General features: G+C 53.6%; 17 protein-coding genes. 16 read left to right on the top strand and 1 reads right to left on the bottom strand.

Features of this window, described 5'->3' with window-relative positions:
* Positions 1–9 precede the first annotated feature (9 nt).
* The 10 genes from FPL14_RS09235 (at position 10) to purD (ending at position 11072) form a co-directional block, all read left to right on the top strand.
* On the top strand, positions 10–891 hold the full coding sequence (locus tag FPL14_RS09235) for a phosphoribosylaminoimidazolesuccinocarboxamide synthase (protein ID WP_182302706.1): 882 nt from the start codon (positions 10–12) through the stop codon (positions 889–891).
* Between the two features lie 7 nt (positions 892–898).
* Positions 899–1228, top strand: a complete 330-nt coding sequence (locus FPL14_RS09230; RefSeq protein ID WP_182302705.1) for a hypothetical protein — start codon at positions 899–901, stop codon at positions 1226–1228.
* Positions 1229–1374: 146 nt separating this feature from the next.
* Positions 1375–1617 (top strand): phosphoribosylformylglycinamidine synthase subunit PurS, encoded by a 243-nt coding sequence (gene purS / locus FPL14_RS09225; protein ID WP_182302704.1) that lies wholly within the window; start codon positions 1375–1377, stop codon positions 1615–1617.
* Between the two features lie 6 nt (positions 1618–1623).
* Positions 1624–2316: a phosphoribosylformylglycinamidine synthase subunit PurQ gene (gene purQ, locus FPL14_RS09220; RefSeq protein WP_182302703.1), complete on the top strand. Its 693-nt coding sequence runs from the start codon at positions 1624–1626 to the stop codon at positions 2314–2316.
* Complete coding sequence (gene purL, locus FPL14_RS09215) at positions 2294–4549, top strand: phosphoribosylformylglycinamidine synthase subunit PurL (RefSeq protein ID WP_182302702.1); 2256 nt, start codon at positions 2294–2296, stop codon at positions 4547–4549. The genes purQ and purL overlap by 23 nt, the downstream gene beginning before the upstream one ends.
* On the top strand, positions 4546–6042 hold the full coding sequence (purF, locus tag FPL14_RS09210; RefSeq protein ID WP_182302701.1) for an amidophosphoribosyltransferase: 1497 nt from the start codon (positions 4546–4548) through the stop codon (positions 6040–6042). Before purL ends, purF begins: the two co-directional genes overlap by 4 nt.
* Before the next feature lie 244 nt (positions 6043–6286).
* A complete protein-coding gene (gene purM, locus FPL14_RS09205; RefSeq protein ID WP_182302700.1) occupies positions 6287–7333 on the top strand; it encodes a phosphoribosylformylglycinamidine cyclo-ligase in 1047 nt (348 codons plus the stop codon).
* A complete protein-coding gene (purN, locus tag FPL14_RS09200; protein WP_182302699.1) occupies positions 7330–7983 on the top strand; it encodes a phosphoribosylglycinamide formyltransferase in 654 nt (217 codons plus the stop codon). Before purM ends, purN begins: the two co-directional genes overlap by 4 nt.
* A gap of 15 nt (positions 7984–7998) precedes the next feature.
* Entirely contained in the window at positions 7999–9546 is a 1548-nt protein-coding gene (purH, locus tag FPL14_RS09195) for a bifunctional phosphoribosylaminoimidazolecarboxamide formyltransferase/IMP cyclohydrolase (RefSeq protein ID WP_182302698.1), read from the top strand.
* Between the two features lie 260 nt (positions 9547–9806).
* Positions 9807–11072 carry a phosphoribosylamine--glycine ligase gene (gene purD, locus FPL14_RS09190; RefSeq protein WP_182302697.1) on the top strand — a complete coding sequence of 422 codons (1266 nt, stop codon included), beginning with the start codon at positions 9807–9809 and terminating at the stop codon, positions 11070–11072.
* Between the two features lie 320 nt (positions 11073–11392).
* Here the strand turns inward: purD and FPL14_RS09185 are convergent, their stop codons facing one another.
* A complete protein-coding gene (locus tag FPL14_RS09185; protein WP_182302696.1) occupies positions 11393–12787 on the bottom strand; it encodes a serine hydrolase in 1395 nt (464 codons plus the stop codon).
* Between the two features lie 203 nt (positions 12788–12990).
* On the opposite strand from FPL14_RS09185, the gene FPL14_RS09180 reads away from it, so the two are divergent.
* The 6 genes from FPL14_RS09180 to FPL14_RS09155 all read left to right on the top strand — a co-directional run bounded on the left by FPL14_RS09180 (position 12991) and on the right by FPL14_RS09155 (position 18675).
* Positions 12991–13812, top strand: a complete 822-nt coding sequence (locus tag FPL14_RS09180) for an alpha/beta hydrolase family protein (protein WP_182302695.1) — start codon at positions 12991–12993, stop codon at positions 13810–13812.
* Between the two features lie 133 nt (positions 13813–13945).
* Positions 13946–14539, top strand: a complete 594-nt coding sequence (locus tag FPL14_RS09175; RefSeq protein ID WP_182302694.1) for a DJ-1/PfpI family protein — start codon at positions 13946–13948, stop codon at positions 14537–14539.
* Positions 14540–14696: 157 nt separating this feature from the next.
* Entirely contained in the window at positions 14697–15767 is a 1071-nt protein-coding gene (locus FPL14_RS09170) for a DUF3048 domain-containing protein (RefSeq protein WP_182302693.1), read from the top strand.
* 262 nt (positions 15768–16029) lie between these two features.
* Complete coding sequence (locus FPL14_RS09165) at positions 16030–16647, top strand: DUF47 domain-containing protein (protein ID WP_182302692.1); 618 nt, start codon at positions 16030–16032, stop codon at positions 16645–16647.
* A 30-nt stretch (positions 16648–16677) separates the two neighbouring features.
* Positions 16678–17679: an inorganic phosphate transporter gene (locus FPL14_RS09160; RefSeq protein WP_182302691.1), complete on the top strand. Its 1002-nt coding sequence runs from the start codon at positions 16678–16680 to the stop codon at positions 17677–17679.
* Positions 17680–17730: 51 nt separating this feature from the next.
* Positions 17731–18675 carry a DUF1861 family protein gene (locus tag FPL14_RS09155; protein ID WP_182302690.1) on the top strand — a complete coding sequence of 315 codons (945 nt, stop codon included), beginning with the start codon at positions 17731–17733 and terminating at the stop codon, positions 18673–18675.
* Positions 18676–18741 lie beyond the last annotated feature (66 nt).

Genomic DNA, 18741 nt, shown 5'->3' with positions numbered 1-18741 from the left:
GAGGCAGACATGACTACCCAAGCTTTGGCTACGGCCGAAGGGCTCGTTAACGCCCCCCTTATCCATAAGGGCAAAGTCCGGGAGTTGTACGATCTCGGAGAACATCTATTAATAGTAGTAACGGACCGGATCTCGGCTTTCGACTACGTGCTGGATCCGCCCGTACCGGGCAAAGGCAGCGTGTTGAACGGCTTAAGCGCTTATTGGTTCGAGCAAACGGCGGCGATTCAGCTTAACCATGTCGTGCACACGGACGTGGCGCTGCTCGGGGATATCGTATCCGAGCCGGACAAGCTTGCGGGTCGGATCATGGTTAGCCGCAAAGCGAAAAGGATCGATATCGAATGCGTCGTGCGCGGTTACATTACGGGCGGCGGATGGCGGCAATACCAATCGAACGGTGAAGTTAACGGTATTAAGCTGCCTGAAGGGTTGCACAAGAACTCGAAGCTTGAGCGGCCGATCTTCACTCCGGCGGGCAAGAACGACGTCGGACATGACGAGGACATTCCTTTCGAGGAGATGTCGCGCCGCGTCGGCGCCGAGTTGGCCGAAGGGTTGCGGGACCGCAGCCTGAAGCTGTACGAATTCGGCCGGGATTACTGCGCTAAGCGGGGCATCATCCTCGCGGATTGCAAGTTCGAGTTCGGATTGATCGACGGCGAAATCGTTCTTATCGATGAATTGTTTACTCCCGATTCCTCGCGCTTCTGGGCGGAGGAAAATTACAAGCTCGACGTTGAGATCGACAGCATGGACAAAGAACCGGTGAGAGCGTACTTGGCGGGATCGGATTGGGACAAGAACAGTCCGCCGCCTCAGTTGCCCGCATCGGTCGTCGAGGCGACAACGTCGAGATATCAGGATATCGCTCGCAGGTTGATGAAGTAAGAATCGGTTGCTCGAGCGTCGGGCGGGCTGGAATAACGGCACCAGATGCCGCTATTTCGTCCAAAGTCCGTTCGGCGCACGGAATAACGGCACGGAATGCCGCTATTTCGCCCAAAGTCGGACTGACGCACGGAATAACGGCACGGAATACCGCTATTTCGTCCAAAGCCGGGCTGACGCACGGAATAACGGCACGGAATGCCGCTATTTCGTCCAAAGTCGGGCTGACGCACGGAATAACGGCACGGAATACCGCTATTTCGCCCAAAGTTGGGCTGACGTACGGAATAACGGCACGGAATGCCACTATTTCGCCCAATGTCGGGTCGGCGTATGAAATAACGGCACCAGATGCCGCTATATCGCCCAAAGTCCGTTCGGCGCACGGAATAACGGCACGGAATGCCGCAATTATCGCCGCATTTTCAAATCGCACATGTTAACTAATAACCAAATCCATACCCCATATCAGGAGGAACTCCAATGAAAGCAAAGGTTTACGTAACGATCAAGCAGAACGTGCTCGACCCGCAAGGGAACGCGGTGCAAGGCGCGCTGCATACTCTCGGCTTCAACGAAGTCGGCAAAGTGAGAATCGGTAAATACCTGGAATTGGATCTGGATACGAACGACCGCGCGCAAGCGGAAGAAAAGCTCAAAGTCATGTGCGAGAAGCTTCTGGCGAACACCGTCGTCGAAGACTATCGCTTCGAATTGGAGGACTGAGCATCCATGAAATTCGCTGTCCTCGTATTTCCGGGCTCCAACTGCGATATCGACTGCTACAAAGCGGTAGAAGACACGGTAGGACAATCCGTCGATTACGTTTTCCACACGGCAACCGATCTATCCGCTTACGATGCGATTCTCGTGCCGGGCGGTTTCTCCTACGGGGATTACTTGCGTTGCGGCGCAATCGCGCAATTCGCGCCTGTTATGGCGGAAGTTCAAAAAGCGGCGGAAGCCGGCAAATTCGTCCTCGGGATCTGCAACGGGTTCCAAATCCTTACCGAAGCAGGGCTTCTGCCAGGGGCGCTTATCCGCAACAATTCGCTTAAATTCCGTTGCCACCAAGTAGATTTGGTCGTCGAGAACGCCAAGACTGCTTTTACGAATGCTTACAACCAAGGCGACGTCATCGATATCCCGATCGCTCACGGAGAAGGAAGCTTCTACGTGGACGACGAGACGTTGGCCAAGCTGAAAGCGAACAACCAGATCGTATTCCGTTATGCGGGCGACAATCCGAACGGTTCGGTAGACAACATCGCCGGCGTGTGCAACGAAGCGGGCAACGTAGTCGGCATGATGCCGCATCCGGAGCGCGCGGTGAAAGACATCCTCGGTTCCGCAGACGGCGCGAAGATGTTTACGTCAGTATTAAACGCTTGGAGGGAACGTAATGGCGCAGCAAGTATCCGCTAAAGAACCAACTGTCGAGCAAATCGCAGAACAGAAAATATATAAGCAATTCGGAGTATCGGACAAAGAATACGATTTGATTTGCGGCTTCATGGGACGTAAACCGAACTACACGGAAATCGGCGTATTCAGCGTAATGTGGTCCGAGCACTGCGCGTACAAAAACTCCAAACCGCTCTTGAAGAAGTTCCCGACCTCGGGTCCTCGCGTATTGATGGGACCGGGCGAAGGCGCGGGTATCGTCGATATCGGCGACAACCAAGCGGTCGTGTTCAAGATCGAATCCCACAACCATCCGTCCGCTGTCGAGCCTTACCAAGGAGCGGCGACTGGGGTCGGCGGTATCATTCGCGATATTTTCTCGATGGGCGCTCGTCCTGTTGCCTTGCTTAACTCCCTGCGTTTCGGTCGTCTCGAGAACGACCGCGTTCGTTACCTGTTCGAGCACGTCGTCAGCGGGATCGCGGGCTACGGTAACTGCATCGGGATTCCGACGGTTGCCGGGGAAGTCATGTTCGATGAGGCATATGAAGGAAATCCGCTCGTCAACGCGATGTGCGTAGGCTTGATCGACCACGACAAAATCCAACGCGGCGTTGCCAAAGGAATCGGGAACCCGGTGTTCTACGTAGGACCTGCTACCGGCCGCGACGGGATCCACGGCGCGACGTTCGCGTCCGAGGATTTAACGGCGGAATCCGAAGCGAAGCGTTCGGCCGTGCAAGTCGGCGATCCGTTCATGGAGAAGCTCGTTATGGAAGCTACGCTGGAGCTTATCGATTCCGGCATCGTGCTCGGAATTCAAGATATGGGCGCGGCGGGATTGACTTGTTCGAGCGCGGAGATGGCGAGCAAAGCCGGTAACGGCATGGAGCTGTATCTCGACGAGGTTCCTCAGCGCGAAGAGGGAATGACCGCTTACGAGATGATGTTGTCCGAATCGCAGGAGCGGATGCTGTTCGTTTGCGAGCCTCAACACGAAGCTCAAGCTAAAGGCATTTTCGAGCGTTGGGGACTTCACTGCGCGAAGGTCGGCAAAGTGTCCGACGACGGCCGCCTGAAGCTGTTCCACAAAGGCGAGCTGGTCGGCGACATGCCGGTTCACGCGCTTGTCGACGATTGCCCGATCTACGACAAACCGTCGCAAATTCCGGAATACTATTTGAAAAACGGATCGATCGATACGAACCGCTACGAGCAAGTACTCGACCTGAACGCCGCGCTGAAAAAAGTGCTCGGTTCCCCGTCGCTGGCGAGCAAAGAGTGGGTTTATAACCAATATGATTACATGGTTCGCACCGAGACCGCGGTTCGTCCGGGTTCGGACGCTGCCGTCGTTACGATTCGCGGCACGCGCAAAGGTCTGGCGATGACGACGGATTGCAATGGCCGTTACGTCTATCTGGACCCTGAAGTGGGCGGTAGAATCGCGGTTGCGGAAGCGGGACGTAACATCGTATGTTCCGGAGCCGAGCCTCTGGCGATTACGGACAACTTGAACTTCGGCAGTCCGGAGAAACCGGAAATTTTCTGGCAGATGGAAAAAGCGGTAGACGGCATGGCGGAAGCTTGCCGCGTGCTCGATACGCCGGTTATCGGCGGTAACGTATCCTTGTACAACGAGAATACGCGCGGCGCGATCTACCCGACGCCGGTCGTCGGCATGGTCGGTCTCGTACACGATACGGACCACATTACGACGCAAGAATTCAAAGCGGAAGGCGACGTCATCTTCCTGCTCGGCGATACGAAAGCGGAAATCGGCGGAAGCGAATTCCAATACGCGGTTCACGGCGTAACGGAAGGCCGTCCTCCGGAGCTTGATCTGGATACTGAACAGAAGCTGCACAAAACCGTGCTTAACGTTATTCAACAAGGCTTGGTCGCTTCGGCGCATGACTTGTCCGAAGGCGGCTTGGCGGCGGCGCTCGCGGAAGCGGGCTTCGGTCGCGGACTTGGCGCGAACGTCACGTTCGAAACGAATCTGCGTCCGGATATCGCATTGTTCAGCGAATCGCAATCCCGTATTCTGCTTACGGCTAAGCCTGAGCTAGCGGATAAGCTTGCAGTCGCGATTACGCTCGCCGGCGTTCCTCTTCAACGTCTGGGTACGGTATCGGGCGACCGCTTGACGGTTAATATCGGCGGCAACGACGCGATCGACGCATCCATCTCCGAGCTTCGCCAAGTATGGAAGCAAGCGATTCCTAATCATATGGTCGGTAATCAAGCATGAAACCAAGTGTTGCAAATGGGGGGACAGCAGTGACACAGCTCTGGACCGGGGACTATTACAACGAGGGCAATAACAGCAACGACTCTATTTTCGACAAAGTAAAGGAAGAGTGCGGCGTATTCGGGGTGTTCGGTCATCCCGATGCGGCTAACCTATCCTACTATGGTTTGCATGCGTTGCAGCACCGCGGCGAAGAAAGTTGCGGGATCTGCACTTCGGATGACGGTACGTTCCATTACCATCGCGGGATGGGGCTGGTCAAAGAAGTGTTCGACCGCGACAGCTTGGAATCGTTAAAGGGCAGTCAAGCGATCGGCCATGTTCGTTACTCGACATCGGGCGGAAGCGGACTGGCTAACGCGCAGCCTCTCGTGTTCAAATACCGCGGCGGAGATTTAGCCGTCTGCACGAACGGCAACTTGGTTAACGAACCGGGCGTGCGCAAAGAGCTTGAAGACATGGGATCGATCTTCCAGACGACAAGCGACACCGAGGTTATCGCCCATCTTATCGCGCGTTCTCCCAAGGATCTCGTAGAGGCGGTTAAGGATGCGTTCGCCCGATTGATCGGCGGGTTCGCCTTCCTTATCCAGACGCAAGGCCAATTGATCGCGGCGTGCGATCCGCATGGTCTCCGTCCTCTCGTGATGGGGCGTTTAGGAGATGCGTACATCTTCGCTTCCGAGTCTTGCGCTTTGGAAACGATCGGCGCGGTTTACGAACGCGATGTACAACCGGGCGAGCTGCTCGTGATCGATCGGAACGGCTTGCGCGAAGATCGCTTTGCTCCGATGCAGCGCCGTGCGGTGTGCGCGATGGAATACATCTATTTCGCAAGACCGGATAGCGACATCTACGGCGTGAACTTGCATTCCTCCCGTAAACGGATGGGCCAGCAGCTCGCGCAGGAGTCGTTCGTCGACGCGGATATCGTAACCGGCGTTCCGGATTCGAGTATTTCGGCGGCGATCGGCTACGCGGAGCAGACCGGCATTCCTTACGAGCTAGGTTTAATCAAAAATAAATATACCGGACGTACCTTCATTCAGCCTTCTCAAGAGCTTCGAGAGAAAGGCGTGAAAATGAAGCTGTCCGCCGTACGCAAAGTCGTCGAAGGCAAGCGCGTCGTCATGATCGACGATTCGATCGTGCGGGGCACGACTTCGCTCCGGATCGTGAACATGCTTCGCGAAGCAGGCGCCCTGGAAGTGCATGTGCGAATAACTTCGCCGCCATTCATGAATCCTTGTTATTATGGGATCGATACGCCGAACCCGGGAGACCTGATCGCTTCCAGCAAGACGGTGGAGGAGATCCGTCAAGCGATTAACGCGGACTCTCTCTACTTCCTAAGCGAGAAGGGCTTGATCGATTCCGTAGGCGGCCACGATAACGAGTACAATCGCGGTCTGTGCTTGGCCTGCTTCAACAACGATTATCCGACTCCTGTCGAATTCGAAGACGCTAAGTTGACTTCTTGCGGGTGTGATTGATAGAAGTTGTTTCGCTTTTGCCCGCGGTAGCGAGTTTCCAACACGGTTATAACAAACCAATAAAAAAACGTTTGGTCAGAGCGGTGAAGCGACAACTATCGGGTGTAGAGTTTACGTCCTGCCTTTGTATTCGCGTGATAACCTTTTAATCTCATCATGATTACGCGAATACAACAGCAGGCGAAACCCGATAGTTCGTCGCGTAACCGCGGCTGCAGCCAAACAATACCTGGGAGTGAAACCATTGTCCGAAGCGTACAAACAAGCCGGAGTCGATATCGCAGCCGGCAACGAAGCGGTCGAACGGATGAAGAAACACGTCAAGAAGACGTTCCGTCCGGAAGTGTTAACAGGGCTCGGCGGATTCGGCGGGCTATTCAGCCTGAACAAAGACAAGTACGAAGAGCCTGTTCTCGTAAGCGGTACGGACGGCGTCGGAACGAAGCTGAAGCTGGCGTTCGCGATGGACAAGCACGACACGATCGGAATCGATGCGGTGGCCATGTGCGTTAACGACGTTATCGTAACCGGCGCGGAGCCGCTCTTCTTCCTTGATTACCTGGCATGCGACAAAGTCGTGCCCGAGAAAATCGAAGCGATCGTCAAAGGCGTCGCGGACGGTTGCGAGCAAGCCGGTTGCGCCTTGATCGGCGGAGAAACGGCTGAAATGCCGGGTATGTACTCCGATGGCGAATACGATATCGCGGGATTTACGGTCGGTATCGTAGATCGCAAGAAAGCGGTCGACGGTTCGACGATTCAAGCCGGCGACGCGGTTATCGGACTAGCTTCGAGCGGTATTCATTCCAACGGGTTTTCCCTCGTTCGCCGTCTTCTGCTTGAGCAGAAGGGCTATTCCCTTACGGATAAACCGGCTGAATTGGAAGGGAAAACGCTTGGCGACGTCTTGATCGAACCAACGCGCATCTACGTGAAGCAAATCCTGAAGCTGCTGGAAAGCATCACGATCAAAGGGATGGCGCATATTACGGGCGGCGGATTCATCGAGAACATTCCGCGCGTATTGCCGGAAGGCGTAAACGCGGATATTAACCGCGGTTCTTGGCCGGTGTTGCCGATTTTCGGATTGATGCAGCAAGCGGGCAGCATTACCGATCGCGACATGTACACGACGTTCAACATGGGGATCGGCATGGTGCTCGTCGTACCGGCCGAGCAAGCAGAGCAAGCGTTGGCGGTCGCGAAGGCGCAGGGCGAGCAAGCGTATCGCATCGGTACGGTAACGGCGGGATCCAAGATCGTTACGTTCGAAGGCGTTGAGCTGCCATGATAGCGGGCAACGGAGGAGACGGAAAGGCGATTTCGTCTTCCGCTCCGCTTAAAATAGCGGTATTCGCTTCCGGCAGCGGAAGCAACTTTCAAGCGCTGGCCGAGGCGGTGCGGGATGGGCGAGTCCATGCGACGATCGAACTCGTCGTGTGCGACAAGCCTTCCGCATTCGTCCTGGAGCGCGCGCGCAATTTCGGGATCGAGACTTACTCGTTTTCTCCCAAGCAGTACCCTTCAAGGGAAGCCTACGAGGAAGAGATCGTAGCCAAGCTGCAAGCGCATGGCATCGACCTGATCGTAATGGCGGGTTATATGCGGCTCGTGACTAACGTTCTCGTCGAACCTTATTATGGCCGAATGATTAACGTCCACCCCGCGTTGCTTCCGGCTTTTCCGGGAATTAACGGGATCGGGCAGGCGTTGGAATACGGCGCGAAGATAACAGGCGCTACCGTGCATTTCGTCGACGGGGGTACGGACACCGGGCCGATCATCGCCCAGCAAGCGGTGGAGATTCGAGACGACGATACGGCGGAGACGTTAGGTTCCCGCATTCAACAAGCCGAATATGGACTGCTTCCTACGGTAGTAGGTTGGATTGCGGAAGGGCGGGTAACGCTGAACGGACGCAAAGTAACGATAAACAATTGAACGGAGGATTCATTCGTGGCGATCAGAAGAGCGCTGGTCAGCGTCTCGGACAAAACCGGAATCGTGGATTTGTGCCGTGAGCTCGCGCAGCAAGGCGTGCAAGTGATATCGACAGGCGGAACGAAAACGTTGCTGGAGAAGGAAAACGTGCCGGTCATCGGCATTTCCGAAGTAACGGGTTTTCCTGAAATTCTAGACGGGCGAGTGAAGACGTTGCATCCGGCGGTACATAGCGGATTGTTAGCGATCCGCGACGACGCCGAGCATATTAAGGCGATGGAAGAACTGAACCTCGATTATATCGACCTCGTTGTCGTTAACCTTTATCCTTTCAAAGAAACGATCTCCAAACCGAACGTTTCTTACGAAGACGCGATCGAGAACATCGATATCGGCGGTCCGACGATGCTTCGTTCCGCGGCGAAAAATCACGCTTTCGTTACCGTTGTCGTCGATGCCGGCGATTATGCGCAAGTGCTGGAGGAAGTGCGCAACGGAGGCGATACGACGCTGGAGACGCGCAAGCGTCTGGCTGCCAAAGTATTCCGCCACACATCCGCTTACGACGCTTTGATCTCCGACTATTTCGCCAAACAGCTGGACGATCCGTTGCCGGAAAGCCTTACGGTCACTTACGAGAAAGTTCAGGAGCTCCGTTACGGCGAGAATCCGCACCAGAAGGCTGCCTTCTATCGCAAGCCGCTATCCACTGCGGGGAATATCACTTCCGCGGAACAACTGCATGGCAAAGAACTGTCCTACAACAACATCAACGACGCGAACGCTGCGCTGGCGATCGTTAAGGAATTCAACGAGCCGGCGGTCGTTGCGGTTAAGCATATGAACCCTTGCGGCGTAGGGATTGGCGCCAACATCGACGAGGCGTACGTGAAAGCTTACGAATCCGATCCGACTTCGATTTTCGGCGGCATTATCGCGGCTAACCGGACGATCGGAGCGGAAACGGCGAATCGCCTGAGCGAACTGTTCCTGGAAATTATCATCGCGCCGGAATTCACTCCGGAAGCGTTGGAAATTTTGCAGCGCAAGAAAAACATCCGTTTGATGCGCATCGGCGAACTTCCTTCCGCCGCGGAACGCAACCCGGAATGGCTCGTTACGAGCGTAGAAGGCGGAATGCTCGTGCAGCAAAGCGACGTGCACAGCCTAAGCGACGGGGATATCACCGTAGTGACGGATCGCAAGCCGACGGATGAAGAGCTTAAGCAATTGCTGTTCGCTTGGAAAGTCGTCAAACACGTAAAATCGAACGCGATTTTGCTGGCCAGCGACAACATGACGGTTGGCGTCGGCGCGGGTCAAATGAACCGCGTAGGCGCGGCTCGTATCGCGATCGAACAAGCGGGAGACAAAGCGAAGGGCGCCGTGCTCGCTTCCGATGCGTTCTTCCCGATGGGAGATACGGTCGAGCTTGCCGCCAAAGCGGGAATCACGGCTATCATTCAACCGGGCGGTTCCATTAAAGACGCGGAATCGATCGCCGCGGCCAATGCCAACAATATTGCCATGATCGTAACGGGTGTCCGTCACTTCAAACACTAATCGAACACGACCAGGAAATAGCGTTACGCGGTAACGCTATTTCCATAGATAGACGCAATATTGCACAATAACGTTACCGGATAACGTTAATGAGCCGCTAAGGTTGAATATTCGGGCTTGGTGAGGCTTATAGCGTTACGCGGTAACGTTATTTTTCTGGAATGGTCACGGAAGGGTTGAAATAGCGTTATCCGATAACGTTATGAATACCGTTCAAATTGACGATTAACGTCGATAACGCAAATGAGGAGGGCACGAAAGTGAAAGTTCTAGTCATCGGACGAGGCGGTCGCGAGCACGCGATCATCTGGGCGCTGAGGAAAAGCGCGAAGATCAACCAAATTTACTGTGCGCCGGGGAACGCGGGAATCGCCCAATTGGCGGAAAACGTGGATATCGGGGAGCTTGAATTCGCGCGTCTCGTGGCGTTCGCGAAGGAGAAAGCGATCGATCTGGTCGTAGTCGGACCCGACGATCCGTTAGCGGCGGGTATCGTGGACGAATTCGAAGCCGCGTCGATTCCGGTATACGGACCGCGGAAGAACGCGGCGGAAATCGAAGGCAGCAAAATCTTCATGAAGGATCTGTTGCGCAAATACAATATTCCGACTGCCAAATACGAAACGTTTACGGACTTTGAGGCCGCTTCGGCATATCTCAAGCAACAGTCTCTGCCGATCGTCATTAAAGCGGACGGGCTTGCGGCGGGCAAAGGCGTATCCGTCTGCTTCACGCGCGAGGAAGCGGACAAGGCTTTGGAAGAGACAATGGTAGACAAGTCGTTCGGCGCGGCAGGAGACAAAGTCGTCATCGAGGAATTCCTCGAAGGACAAGAGATGTCCATCTTGGCGTTCGTGGACGGAGATACCGTTCGCGCCATGTCGCCGGCGCAGGACCACAAGCAAGTGTTCGATAACGACAAAGGGCCGAATACGGGCGGAATGGGAACCTATTCTCCGCTGCCGCACATCCCCCAATCGATCATCGACGACTCGATAGAGAATATTATCAAGCCTACCGCCCGGGCCATGGTATCGGAAGGTCGTCCGTTCCGGGGCGTACTGTTCGCCGGTCTGATGATCACGAAGGACGGTCCGAAAACGATCGAGTTCAACGCCCGTTTCGGGGATCCGGAAACGCAAGTCGTGCTGCCCCGTCTCGAGACGGATCTGCTCGATATTTTCTTGGCATCCATCGACGGAACGTTGAAGGATATCGATATCCAATGGAGCGACGAAGCCGCGGTATGCGTGGTGCTGGCTTCCGGAGGTTATCCGGGCTCGTATCCGAAAGGCTTCCCGATCGAAGGCTTGGATCAAGTTAATACTCCGGGAGCTTTGGTATTCCACGCGGGAACCGCGTTGAAGGACGGCAAGGTCGTCACGAACGGAGGACGCGTGCTAGGCATTGTAGGCCGGGGCGCGGGCATTGCCGAAGCGAGGGCCAACGCTTACGCCGCGGCTGCCGGCATTACGTTCGAAGGCAAACAGAACCGTACGGACATAGCAGCTAAAGCGCTTGTGTAACTTAAAAGAGCTCAACGCATAATAAAGCCGTTGAGATCGCCTTGATCAAGGCGATCCAGCGGCTTATTCTTTGTAGAATAATGCTTTTCGGTGGGCGATGACGTAACCGACCGCGAACACCGATACGACGATAAGCAAAGCGATCTCGGGGTGGTCGGATATCCATTGGACGAAGCTTTCCATATTCGTCAACTCCTTATCATGGATGTCAGGGATGGATTGGCATCTTGCTAGATGGGGTTTAGGTTTCCCTAACGGCTCGGAATCCAAACCGCAAAAAAACCGGCCGAGCTAGGCTCGTCCGGTTTTATCGGCTAGCGTTAGTTGTTCGGGAACCAAAGGCGCTCGACCATCTTTAGAGATTCCGCCCGCGTTGCTTGTTGCGACGGGCGAACGGTGCCGTCCGGGTATCCTTTGGCTACGCCCAAGTGCTGGGCTTTCAACAGAGACTCATGCGCCCATGCGGCGATTTCATCGCTATCCTTATAGCTTAGCTCGGAGGAATAGCCCGAGATTTCGCCATGAACGTATTCGTATGCGCGAACGTACATAGAGATCAGCTCCGCGCGGGAGATCGGAGTGTCCAGACCGAAGCGGCCGGACGCGACGCCATTGACGATACCGGCTTTCTTGGCGGCTGCGATATATGGCGCTAGCGGGTTATCCGCGGTGACGTCGGTAAAAGAATAATCTCTTTCCGAGGAGTGAAGTCCGAGCACGGGAACGATCAATTTGACGAAGTCCGCGCGCGTTAACGGCGTGGAATCGCCGCTCGATGAATCGCCGTTGAGCAAATAACCGTATACCGCTTTGGCTACGTTCTGAACGATTGGATTGCCGATCTTCTGCGCGGTGTCGAAATCGGTTGTCGTGTTTACTTCCGTCATAACGGAGATGGCGATCTCGTGTCCGGGAACCAAGAAATAGCCGACGTCATGGGTGACGTTCGCGTTCTCTCCGGTTTTGTGGGCGATCGGCGCATCGGGCAAAGCGGCCCCGAACTTCGTGTTCACTTCCTGAGCGGACATCCAGCTGATGATCTGGTTACGCGATTTGTCGCTCAAGAAACTCCCTTTATAAATATTTTCAAGCAATGTCGCGAGGTCTTCCGCATTGATATAGTTGTCCTGTTCGGGCGTAGGCGCGGAAGCGAACATCTTGCGGCCGAGGTGCATCACTTTCAACCCCAGTTGATCCATTACCTTCTGCACGTTGTCCAGACCGACCGCATCGATTAGCACGTTGGTGGCCGTATTGTCGGATTGAGTGATCATCAGCCGGGCTAATCTGTCGATAGTGACGTCTTGCGGGAAAGTTTCCTTTTGCAGAGAACCGGTTCCTCCAACGACATCTTCGGGCTCGACCTTTACGGTATCGCTTAATTTTTTCGTGCCGGAATCAACTTGCTGCATCAATGCGGATACTAAGGCTAGCTTAATCGTGCTAGCAGGCTTGTACACGGAATCGTCGCCGAGAAGGATTTTCTCGTTGCCGTATGCTCCGCTAAGATCTCTAACGCCAACGGATACCCGGATTCCGGCTTTATTGGCCAAATCGATGATAGGTTTAATTACATCTGTTAACTCGGACCAGCCGACAGACGAAATTGCGGGGGAAGAAGCTGCGGAAGCTTTGCCATAATGCGGCGTAACGGCTACGATTGAGAGAACTCCGGCTAACATCACTTTCCATAAAAGCGGTTTTGATCTTTTCATCGGGATCAATCTCCTAAGTTGTAATTTGATTTTTGCGTTATATTATATCACACCAATCGCAAAATCTACTGAGAATTATACCTTTATGTTAGGTTATATTACAACAATTTTATTAATCTCAATCGGTTGACAGATTTATGGAACGGTGTTAAAGTTTAATTCATAGTAAATACATCGGAATTAATGGAATGAGGGATTCGATTATGGAAAGACCTTTGACGATTCGCCATGAGGACTTGAATTTAACGGCTACGATCCATTATCCGGCCAATGACGGAGGATGCTCCGAGAAGAAGATGCCTCTCGTCGTTATCTGCCACGGATTTATCGGCAGCCGTATCGGAGTTGATAGATTGTTCTTGTTAGCAAGCAGGGAGCTTGCAAAAAGGGGTTTCCTTGTCATTCGATTCGATTACGCGGGCTGCGGAGAAAGCGACGGAGTGTATGGGGAACACGGATTGGATTCGATGATTGCCCAGACTCGCGCGGTATTGGATTACGGCTTGAGCCTCGACTGCGTAGATCCGCTGAGGGTGACATTGTTAGGCCATAGCCTTGGCGGAGCGGTTGCTCTGCTAACGGGAACGAAGGATCGCCGCGTCAAATCTCTGGCGTTATGGTCGCCCGTAGCGTATCCGTTCAACGATATCCTGAGAATCGTAGGACGCGACGTGTATGACGAGACCGTCAAAAAAGGCCAAGCGGACTATCTCGGCTACAAGCTGAAGCCGGAATTTTTCGAATCGTTGCAGCAGCACCAGCCTTTCCAGGAGGCGCCGAAGTTTCACGGAGACGTGTTCATCGCGCACGGAACGTCGGACGATATTATTCCCGCCGACTATAGCTTCCTGCTGGAAAAGACGTTCTGGCTGAGAGGCGAAGGACGCTGCGACAAAAATATCGTATTTCAAGCGGATCACACTTACTCCAAAGGAGTGCATAAGGGAGAGTTGTACCAAACGACGTTCGAATGGCTGGCGAGTCACGAGAAGCGTCAGCAGGATTGGCAGCATTGGAGCATCTAATCTTAACGGTCAATGGGAAATATTCGACATCATCTGACGGCAGAGCCCCTGACCGCAGGAGCATTGACGACGCTTTGGGGGCATTCCATAATGGAAATGGTTGTCATCTCATCCTCAGTAAGGAGAGTGTTCCATGTCCAAGCGAGTGCTTATTCTGACAGGCGACGGCGCAGAGGTGCTAGAGGTGTATTATCCTTTTTACCGAATCAAGGAAGAAGGTTACGAAGCGGTTATCGCTTCTCCCAAGAAAAAGGTGTTGAACACCGTATGCCACGACTTCGTCGAGGGTTGGGACACTTATACGGAGAAACCGGCTCATCTTCTAGCGGCGGACATCGCCTTCGCCGACGTTGATCCTTCCGAATACGATGCGTTGATTATCCCCGGCGGACGCGCGCCGGAGTTTATACGCAACGATGCGGACCTTCCGCGTATCGTTCAGCACTTTCTGGACGCCGACAAAATCGTCGGAGCGATCTGCCACGGCGCTCAAGTGTTCCTCGCGCTGAGCGATCGAACTTACTTTAAGGGCCGTACGTTGACGGCCTATAACGCTTGCAAGCTGGAGGTCGAATCTCTCGGCGCCCAGTATGCGAGCGAAACGCTGCACGTCGACGGTAATTTGGTTACGGGCCATGCTTGGCCGGATCTGCCCGGCTTCATGCGCGAGTTCCTAAACCTGCTGCGGCAGGCTTCGAACAAGGAATTATCATCATCCGTTCAATAAGCGCATGTTAGCGGGATGAGCAGACCTAGTCTGCTCATCTTTTTTATTGTCCGGTAAAATCGCCGAAGGTTGTCGAAAAAAGGGGATCGAGGCTCTTTTTCCAGAGGGGCTCGTATGGTTTAATGGAAGAGTACATACTCGCGAAGGGAGAATGAGCATGACGCAACGATTACGAATAGCGATGCAGCTTACGCTTGCAGCCGTGCTCGTAGGTTTAACCGCTTGCAGCGGCGGGTCGAAGGAGACGACAACGGAGCCGGTCGAGACGGCTGTGCCGACGGTAAGCGCCACCGAGTCGGCCGGCGAGACCCCGACGCCTAACGCAGCTTTTCTGGCACCGTTAACGGGCTTGCCCGCGGAGAAGGAAGTTACGAATAGACCGTTCGCGGTAAGTATCAACAATTTGGCCCCGGCAAGGCCTCAATCCGGCATGACGCAAGCCGATACGGTGTGGGAGGTTCTGGCGGAGGGCGGAATTACGCGTTTTGTCGCCATCTTCCAAAGCAAGGAATTTACCGATCCGATCGGACCGGTTCGCAGCATACGTCCATACTTTATTCAAATCGGCGAATTTTACAGCGGGATCGTCGTGCACGCTGGGGCGAGCAACGATGCTTTCGCGATCTTGCAAAAACAGAAGAAGGAAGATCTGGACGAAATCACGAATGCCGGCGCTTACTTCTACAGGGATAAGTCCCGCAAAGCCCCTCATAACGTCTATACGACGTTAGAGAAGCTGCGTGAAGGAACCGAGAAACGCAAATACAAGTCTACCGCGGAAGTCCCTCTTATGGCTTTCAACGCAACGCCTCCGGCGCTTGCGACGGCCGCTTCCGCCAATCAGATCGACATCAAGTTCATGTTGTCGGATTACAAAGTTTCCTATGCTTATGATAGCGCCAAAGCCGTATACGCCCGTTCGATTAACGGCAAACCGCATATCGATAAGAATAACGATCAGCAATTAACGGCAACGAATCTCGTCGTCTTGAACGCGAAGCACGATATCAAGGACGACGTAGGAAGGCTCGTCGTCGATCTGGATAAGGGCGGGGACGCGATTCTGTTCCAGAACGGCAAAGCGATTCCGTGCCAATGGGAACGGAAGGACGGCGACGTCATCCGGCTGGTGAAAGACGGCCAGGAACTGCCTTTCTTGCCGGGCGTAACGTATTACCATGTCGTGCCGAACTCAACGACATTGGACAAACACGTAACTTATCAATAATAAACGTAATATGCGGGGGGCCGAACGAAGTCATGGCAGACTTCATTCGGTCCCCGCTTTTTTTGACAAAATAACATCTGGGGTTTCGGAGTAGCATTTCCACTAATGGGTCAAACTTAAAAAAAGTGTCACATGTGCGGAAATTGAGGCTATACAAAGCTTGGACGCGCTGTGATAAAATAAATAAGTTAATGCAGTGTAATCGGTGTGTTAGCGGATCGTAAAATCACTCAGTTACATATATGGGAAAGAAGGGCTATCCGTGTTCAGAAAGAAAAAAGACATCTTTTTTATGACATTGGAAGAAATGTCGGATATTATCTTCCAGACGGTAGATCATTTCGCGACCGCCGTCAACGGCGATCTGCCGGATGTGTCAGCATTCGCCAAGGAAATGAAGGAGTTCGAACATAAAGGCGACAAATGCACCCATATCATTCTTACGGAGCTCAACAAGACGTTCATCACTCCGATCGAGCGCGAAGACATTATGGAACTGATCAAGAAGCTGGACGACGTGCTCGACGGAATCGAAGCTTGCGCATCTCGGTTCGAAATGTATCAAATCACGAAAGCCGATCCCTATATCCGCAAATTCGGCGAGTGCTTGCGTCAAAGCTCGCAAGAGATCAAATCGGCTATTTACTTGCTCACGCAGAAGAAGCTGCTCGCCATGCAGCCGCATTTGGTCAAAATCAACGAGCTCGAAAACGAGGGAGACGACTTGATGCGCCAAGGCATCAAGCACCTGTTCCAGAACGTGAAGGATCCGATAGAGCTTATTAAACATAAAGAAATTTACGAGCGTTTGGAAGAAACGACCGACTCGTGCGAAGATGTCGCCAATACGCTGCAATCCATAATCATGCGCAATTCTTAATCGGCGCAAGCGGGGACGGAATAGAATATAATGGATTACACAATGTGGTTAGTTGTCGTTATCGTCGCACTTGCACTTGCATTTGATTTCATAAACGGATTTCACGATACGGCAAACGCCATCGCGATGTCCGTTTCAACGCGTGCTTTAACTCCTCGGCGGGCCATTATCCTTGCCGCTTCCATGAATTTGGTAGGGGCGTTAAGTTTTACGGGAGTGGCCAAGACGATAGGGGGCAAAATAACGGACCCCTTCAAGCTGGAGCACGGCCTGACGGTCGTCATCGCGACGCTGATCGCAGCGATTGTGTGGAACTTGATTACGTGGTGGTTCGGAATTCCTTCGTCCTCCTCGCATGCGATCATCGGCGCATTGGCTGGAGCCGCGATCGCGTCGGAAGGTTGGAACGGGATCAACTATTCAGGCTTTACGACCATCGTCAAATGGCTGATTTTATCTCCTATTATTGCCTTCGTGATAGGTTTCTGCATCATGTTCTTGTTTAAGCGAATATTCGCGAAATCCAGTCCGCACCACGTCAATAAAGTATTCCGGAACGGACAGGTCATCACCGCCGCGTTCCAGTCGTTCACGCACGGGACGAACGATGCGCAGAAAGCTATGGGAATTATTACGATGGCGCTCGTTGTCGCAGGAATTCAGGACAACTTGGACATACCTTTATGGGTTAAGTTTTCGGCAGCCATCGCAATGGCTCTCGGAACGTCCGTTGGGGGATGGAAAATCATTAAGACGATGGGGACGAAAATTTTCAAAATCCAGCCGATCAACGGATTTTCCGCGGATTTGGCATCCGCATCGGTTATCCTATCCGCAACGTTGGCGCATCTCCCGGTCAGTACGACGCATGCGATTACCTCTTCCATTTTAGGGGTCGGTTCGGCCAAGAAGTTTTCGGAAGTGAAGTGGAGCATGGCGGGACGGATCGTTATCACGTGGGTGATCACGATCCCGGTCGTCGGAGTGTTGGCTATGCTGATTTATTACGTTCTCAGTTTGTTCCTCCACTAATTCGGCAAGATTAAAGGTTACCGTCATCTCTATTTGGTCTGGAGGACACCTATGATCCCATATACGGAACAGGCGAAATCGAGTGTCGATTTGTTGAACGAATTCCTATCGGTCGATCGGGCTTCGAGGGGACGCAAGCTGGTCTTCTCCGGAGTCGGGCGCCGTGACGTATATAACATCAGCGCTCCGTTCATGGACGACGGGGAACCGGTCATTGCCGGAAGGGTTGAAGATCGCGGCAACGAATCGTCGGAAGTGATGTTCTTCGTCGAGCGGAGCGGGGAATGGGTGCCTCGAAACGGCGCTCCGGTATTCGCTTTGCAGGATCCGTTCTTTACCTTCATAGACGGACAACTGGTGTTCGGCGGCGTCGAGGTCTACTTCGATGGAGATGACCCGCATTACGTGACTTCGTGGTGCACCGTTTTTTACCGAGGTTATTCCATTAACGATTTGGAACCGTTTGCCAAAGGGCCTAGGACGATGAAGGATATTCGCCTCGTGGAATTGGCGAATGGCCGAATCGGAGTTTTTACCCGGCCGATGATGGTGGAAGGGGCTCGGGCACTGATCGGATATACGGAGATCGGGGCGTTGGAGGAATTATCGGAGGATGTCATCTCCGAAGCGGGATTGCTTCGCCATCAGTTTCTCCCCGAGGAGTGGGGAGGGGCGAACGAAGCCCACCTGCTGAAGAACGGGATCGTAGGCGTGCTCGGCCATATCGCGAGGATGGAAGACAACAACATTAGGCATTATTATCCGATGGTATTCGCCTACAATACGGTTGACCACCGATATAGTCCGATTAAACTGATCGCAACCCGCGGCATGTTCCCCGACGGTCCGGCGAAACGTCCGGATTTGGTGGACGTGATCTTCAGCGGAGGACTCGTGCGGCATAAGGACGGCACCGCTTCGCTCTATACGGGAGTAAGCGACGCGGAGGCGCACGTAATCGATATTCCCGATCCTTTTCTGGAATACGAGACATAACAAGAAACGAGAGGCTGTTCCTTGGGGAAAGGAAAGCCTCTTTTTACATGTCCGATATGGGCGGAG

It is taken from the genome of Cohnella cholangitidis, assembly GCF_014107495.1.
Classification (GTDB): domain Bacteria; phylum Bacillota; class Bacilli; order Paenibacillales; family Paenibacillaceae; genus Cohnella; species Cohnella cholangitidis.
Note: the sequence above shows the minus strand (reverse complement) of the source record. Positions and strands in the feature narration are given on the sequence as shown.

Coding starts and splice junctions, on each gene's coding strand:
- FPL14_RS09235 (WP_182302706.1), top strand. CDS start 10: ATGACTACCCAAGCTTTGGCTACGGCCGAAGGGCTCGTTAACGCCCCC.
- purS (WP_182302704.1), top strand. CDS start 1,375: ATGAAAGCAAAGGTTTACGTAACGATCAAGCAGAACGTGCTCGACCCG.
- purQ (WP_182302703.1), top strand. CDS start 1,624: ATGAAATTCGCTGTCCTCGTATTTCCGGGCTCCAACTGCGATATCGAC.
- purL (WP_182302702.1), top strand. CDS start 2,294: ATGGCGCAGCAAGTATCCGCTAAAGAACCAACTGTCGAGCAAATCGCA.
- purF (WP_182302701.1), top strand. CDS start 4,546: ATGAAACCAAGTGTTGCAAATGGGGGGACAGCAGTGACACAGCTCTGG.
- purN (WP_182302699.1), top strand. CDS start 7,330: ATGATAGCGGGCAACGGAGGAGACGGAAAGGCGATTTCGTCTTCCGCT.
- FPL14_RS09185 (WP_182302696.1), bottom strand. CDS start 12,787: ATGAAAAGATCAAAACCGCTTTTATGGAAAGTGATGTTAGCCGGAGTT.
- FPL14_RS09180 (WP_182302695.1), top strand. CDS start 12,991: ATGGAAAGACCTTTGACGATTCGCCATGAGGACTTGAATTTAACGGCT.
- FPL14_RS09175 (WP_182302694.1), top strand. CDS start 13,946: ATGTCCAAGCGAGTGCTTATTCTGACAGGCGACGGCGCAGAGGTGCTA.
- FPL14_RS09170 (WP_182302693.1), top strand. CDS start 14,697: ATGACGCAACGATTACGAATAGCGATGCAGCTTACGCTTGCAGCCGTG.
- FPL14_RS09160 (WP_182302691.1), top strand. CDS start 16,678: ATGGATTACACAATGTGGTTAGTTGTCGTTATCGTCGCACTTGCACTT.
- FPL14_RS09155 (WP_182302690.1), top strand. CDS start 17,731: ATGATCCCATATACGGAACAGGCGAAATCGAGTGTCGATTTGTTGAAC.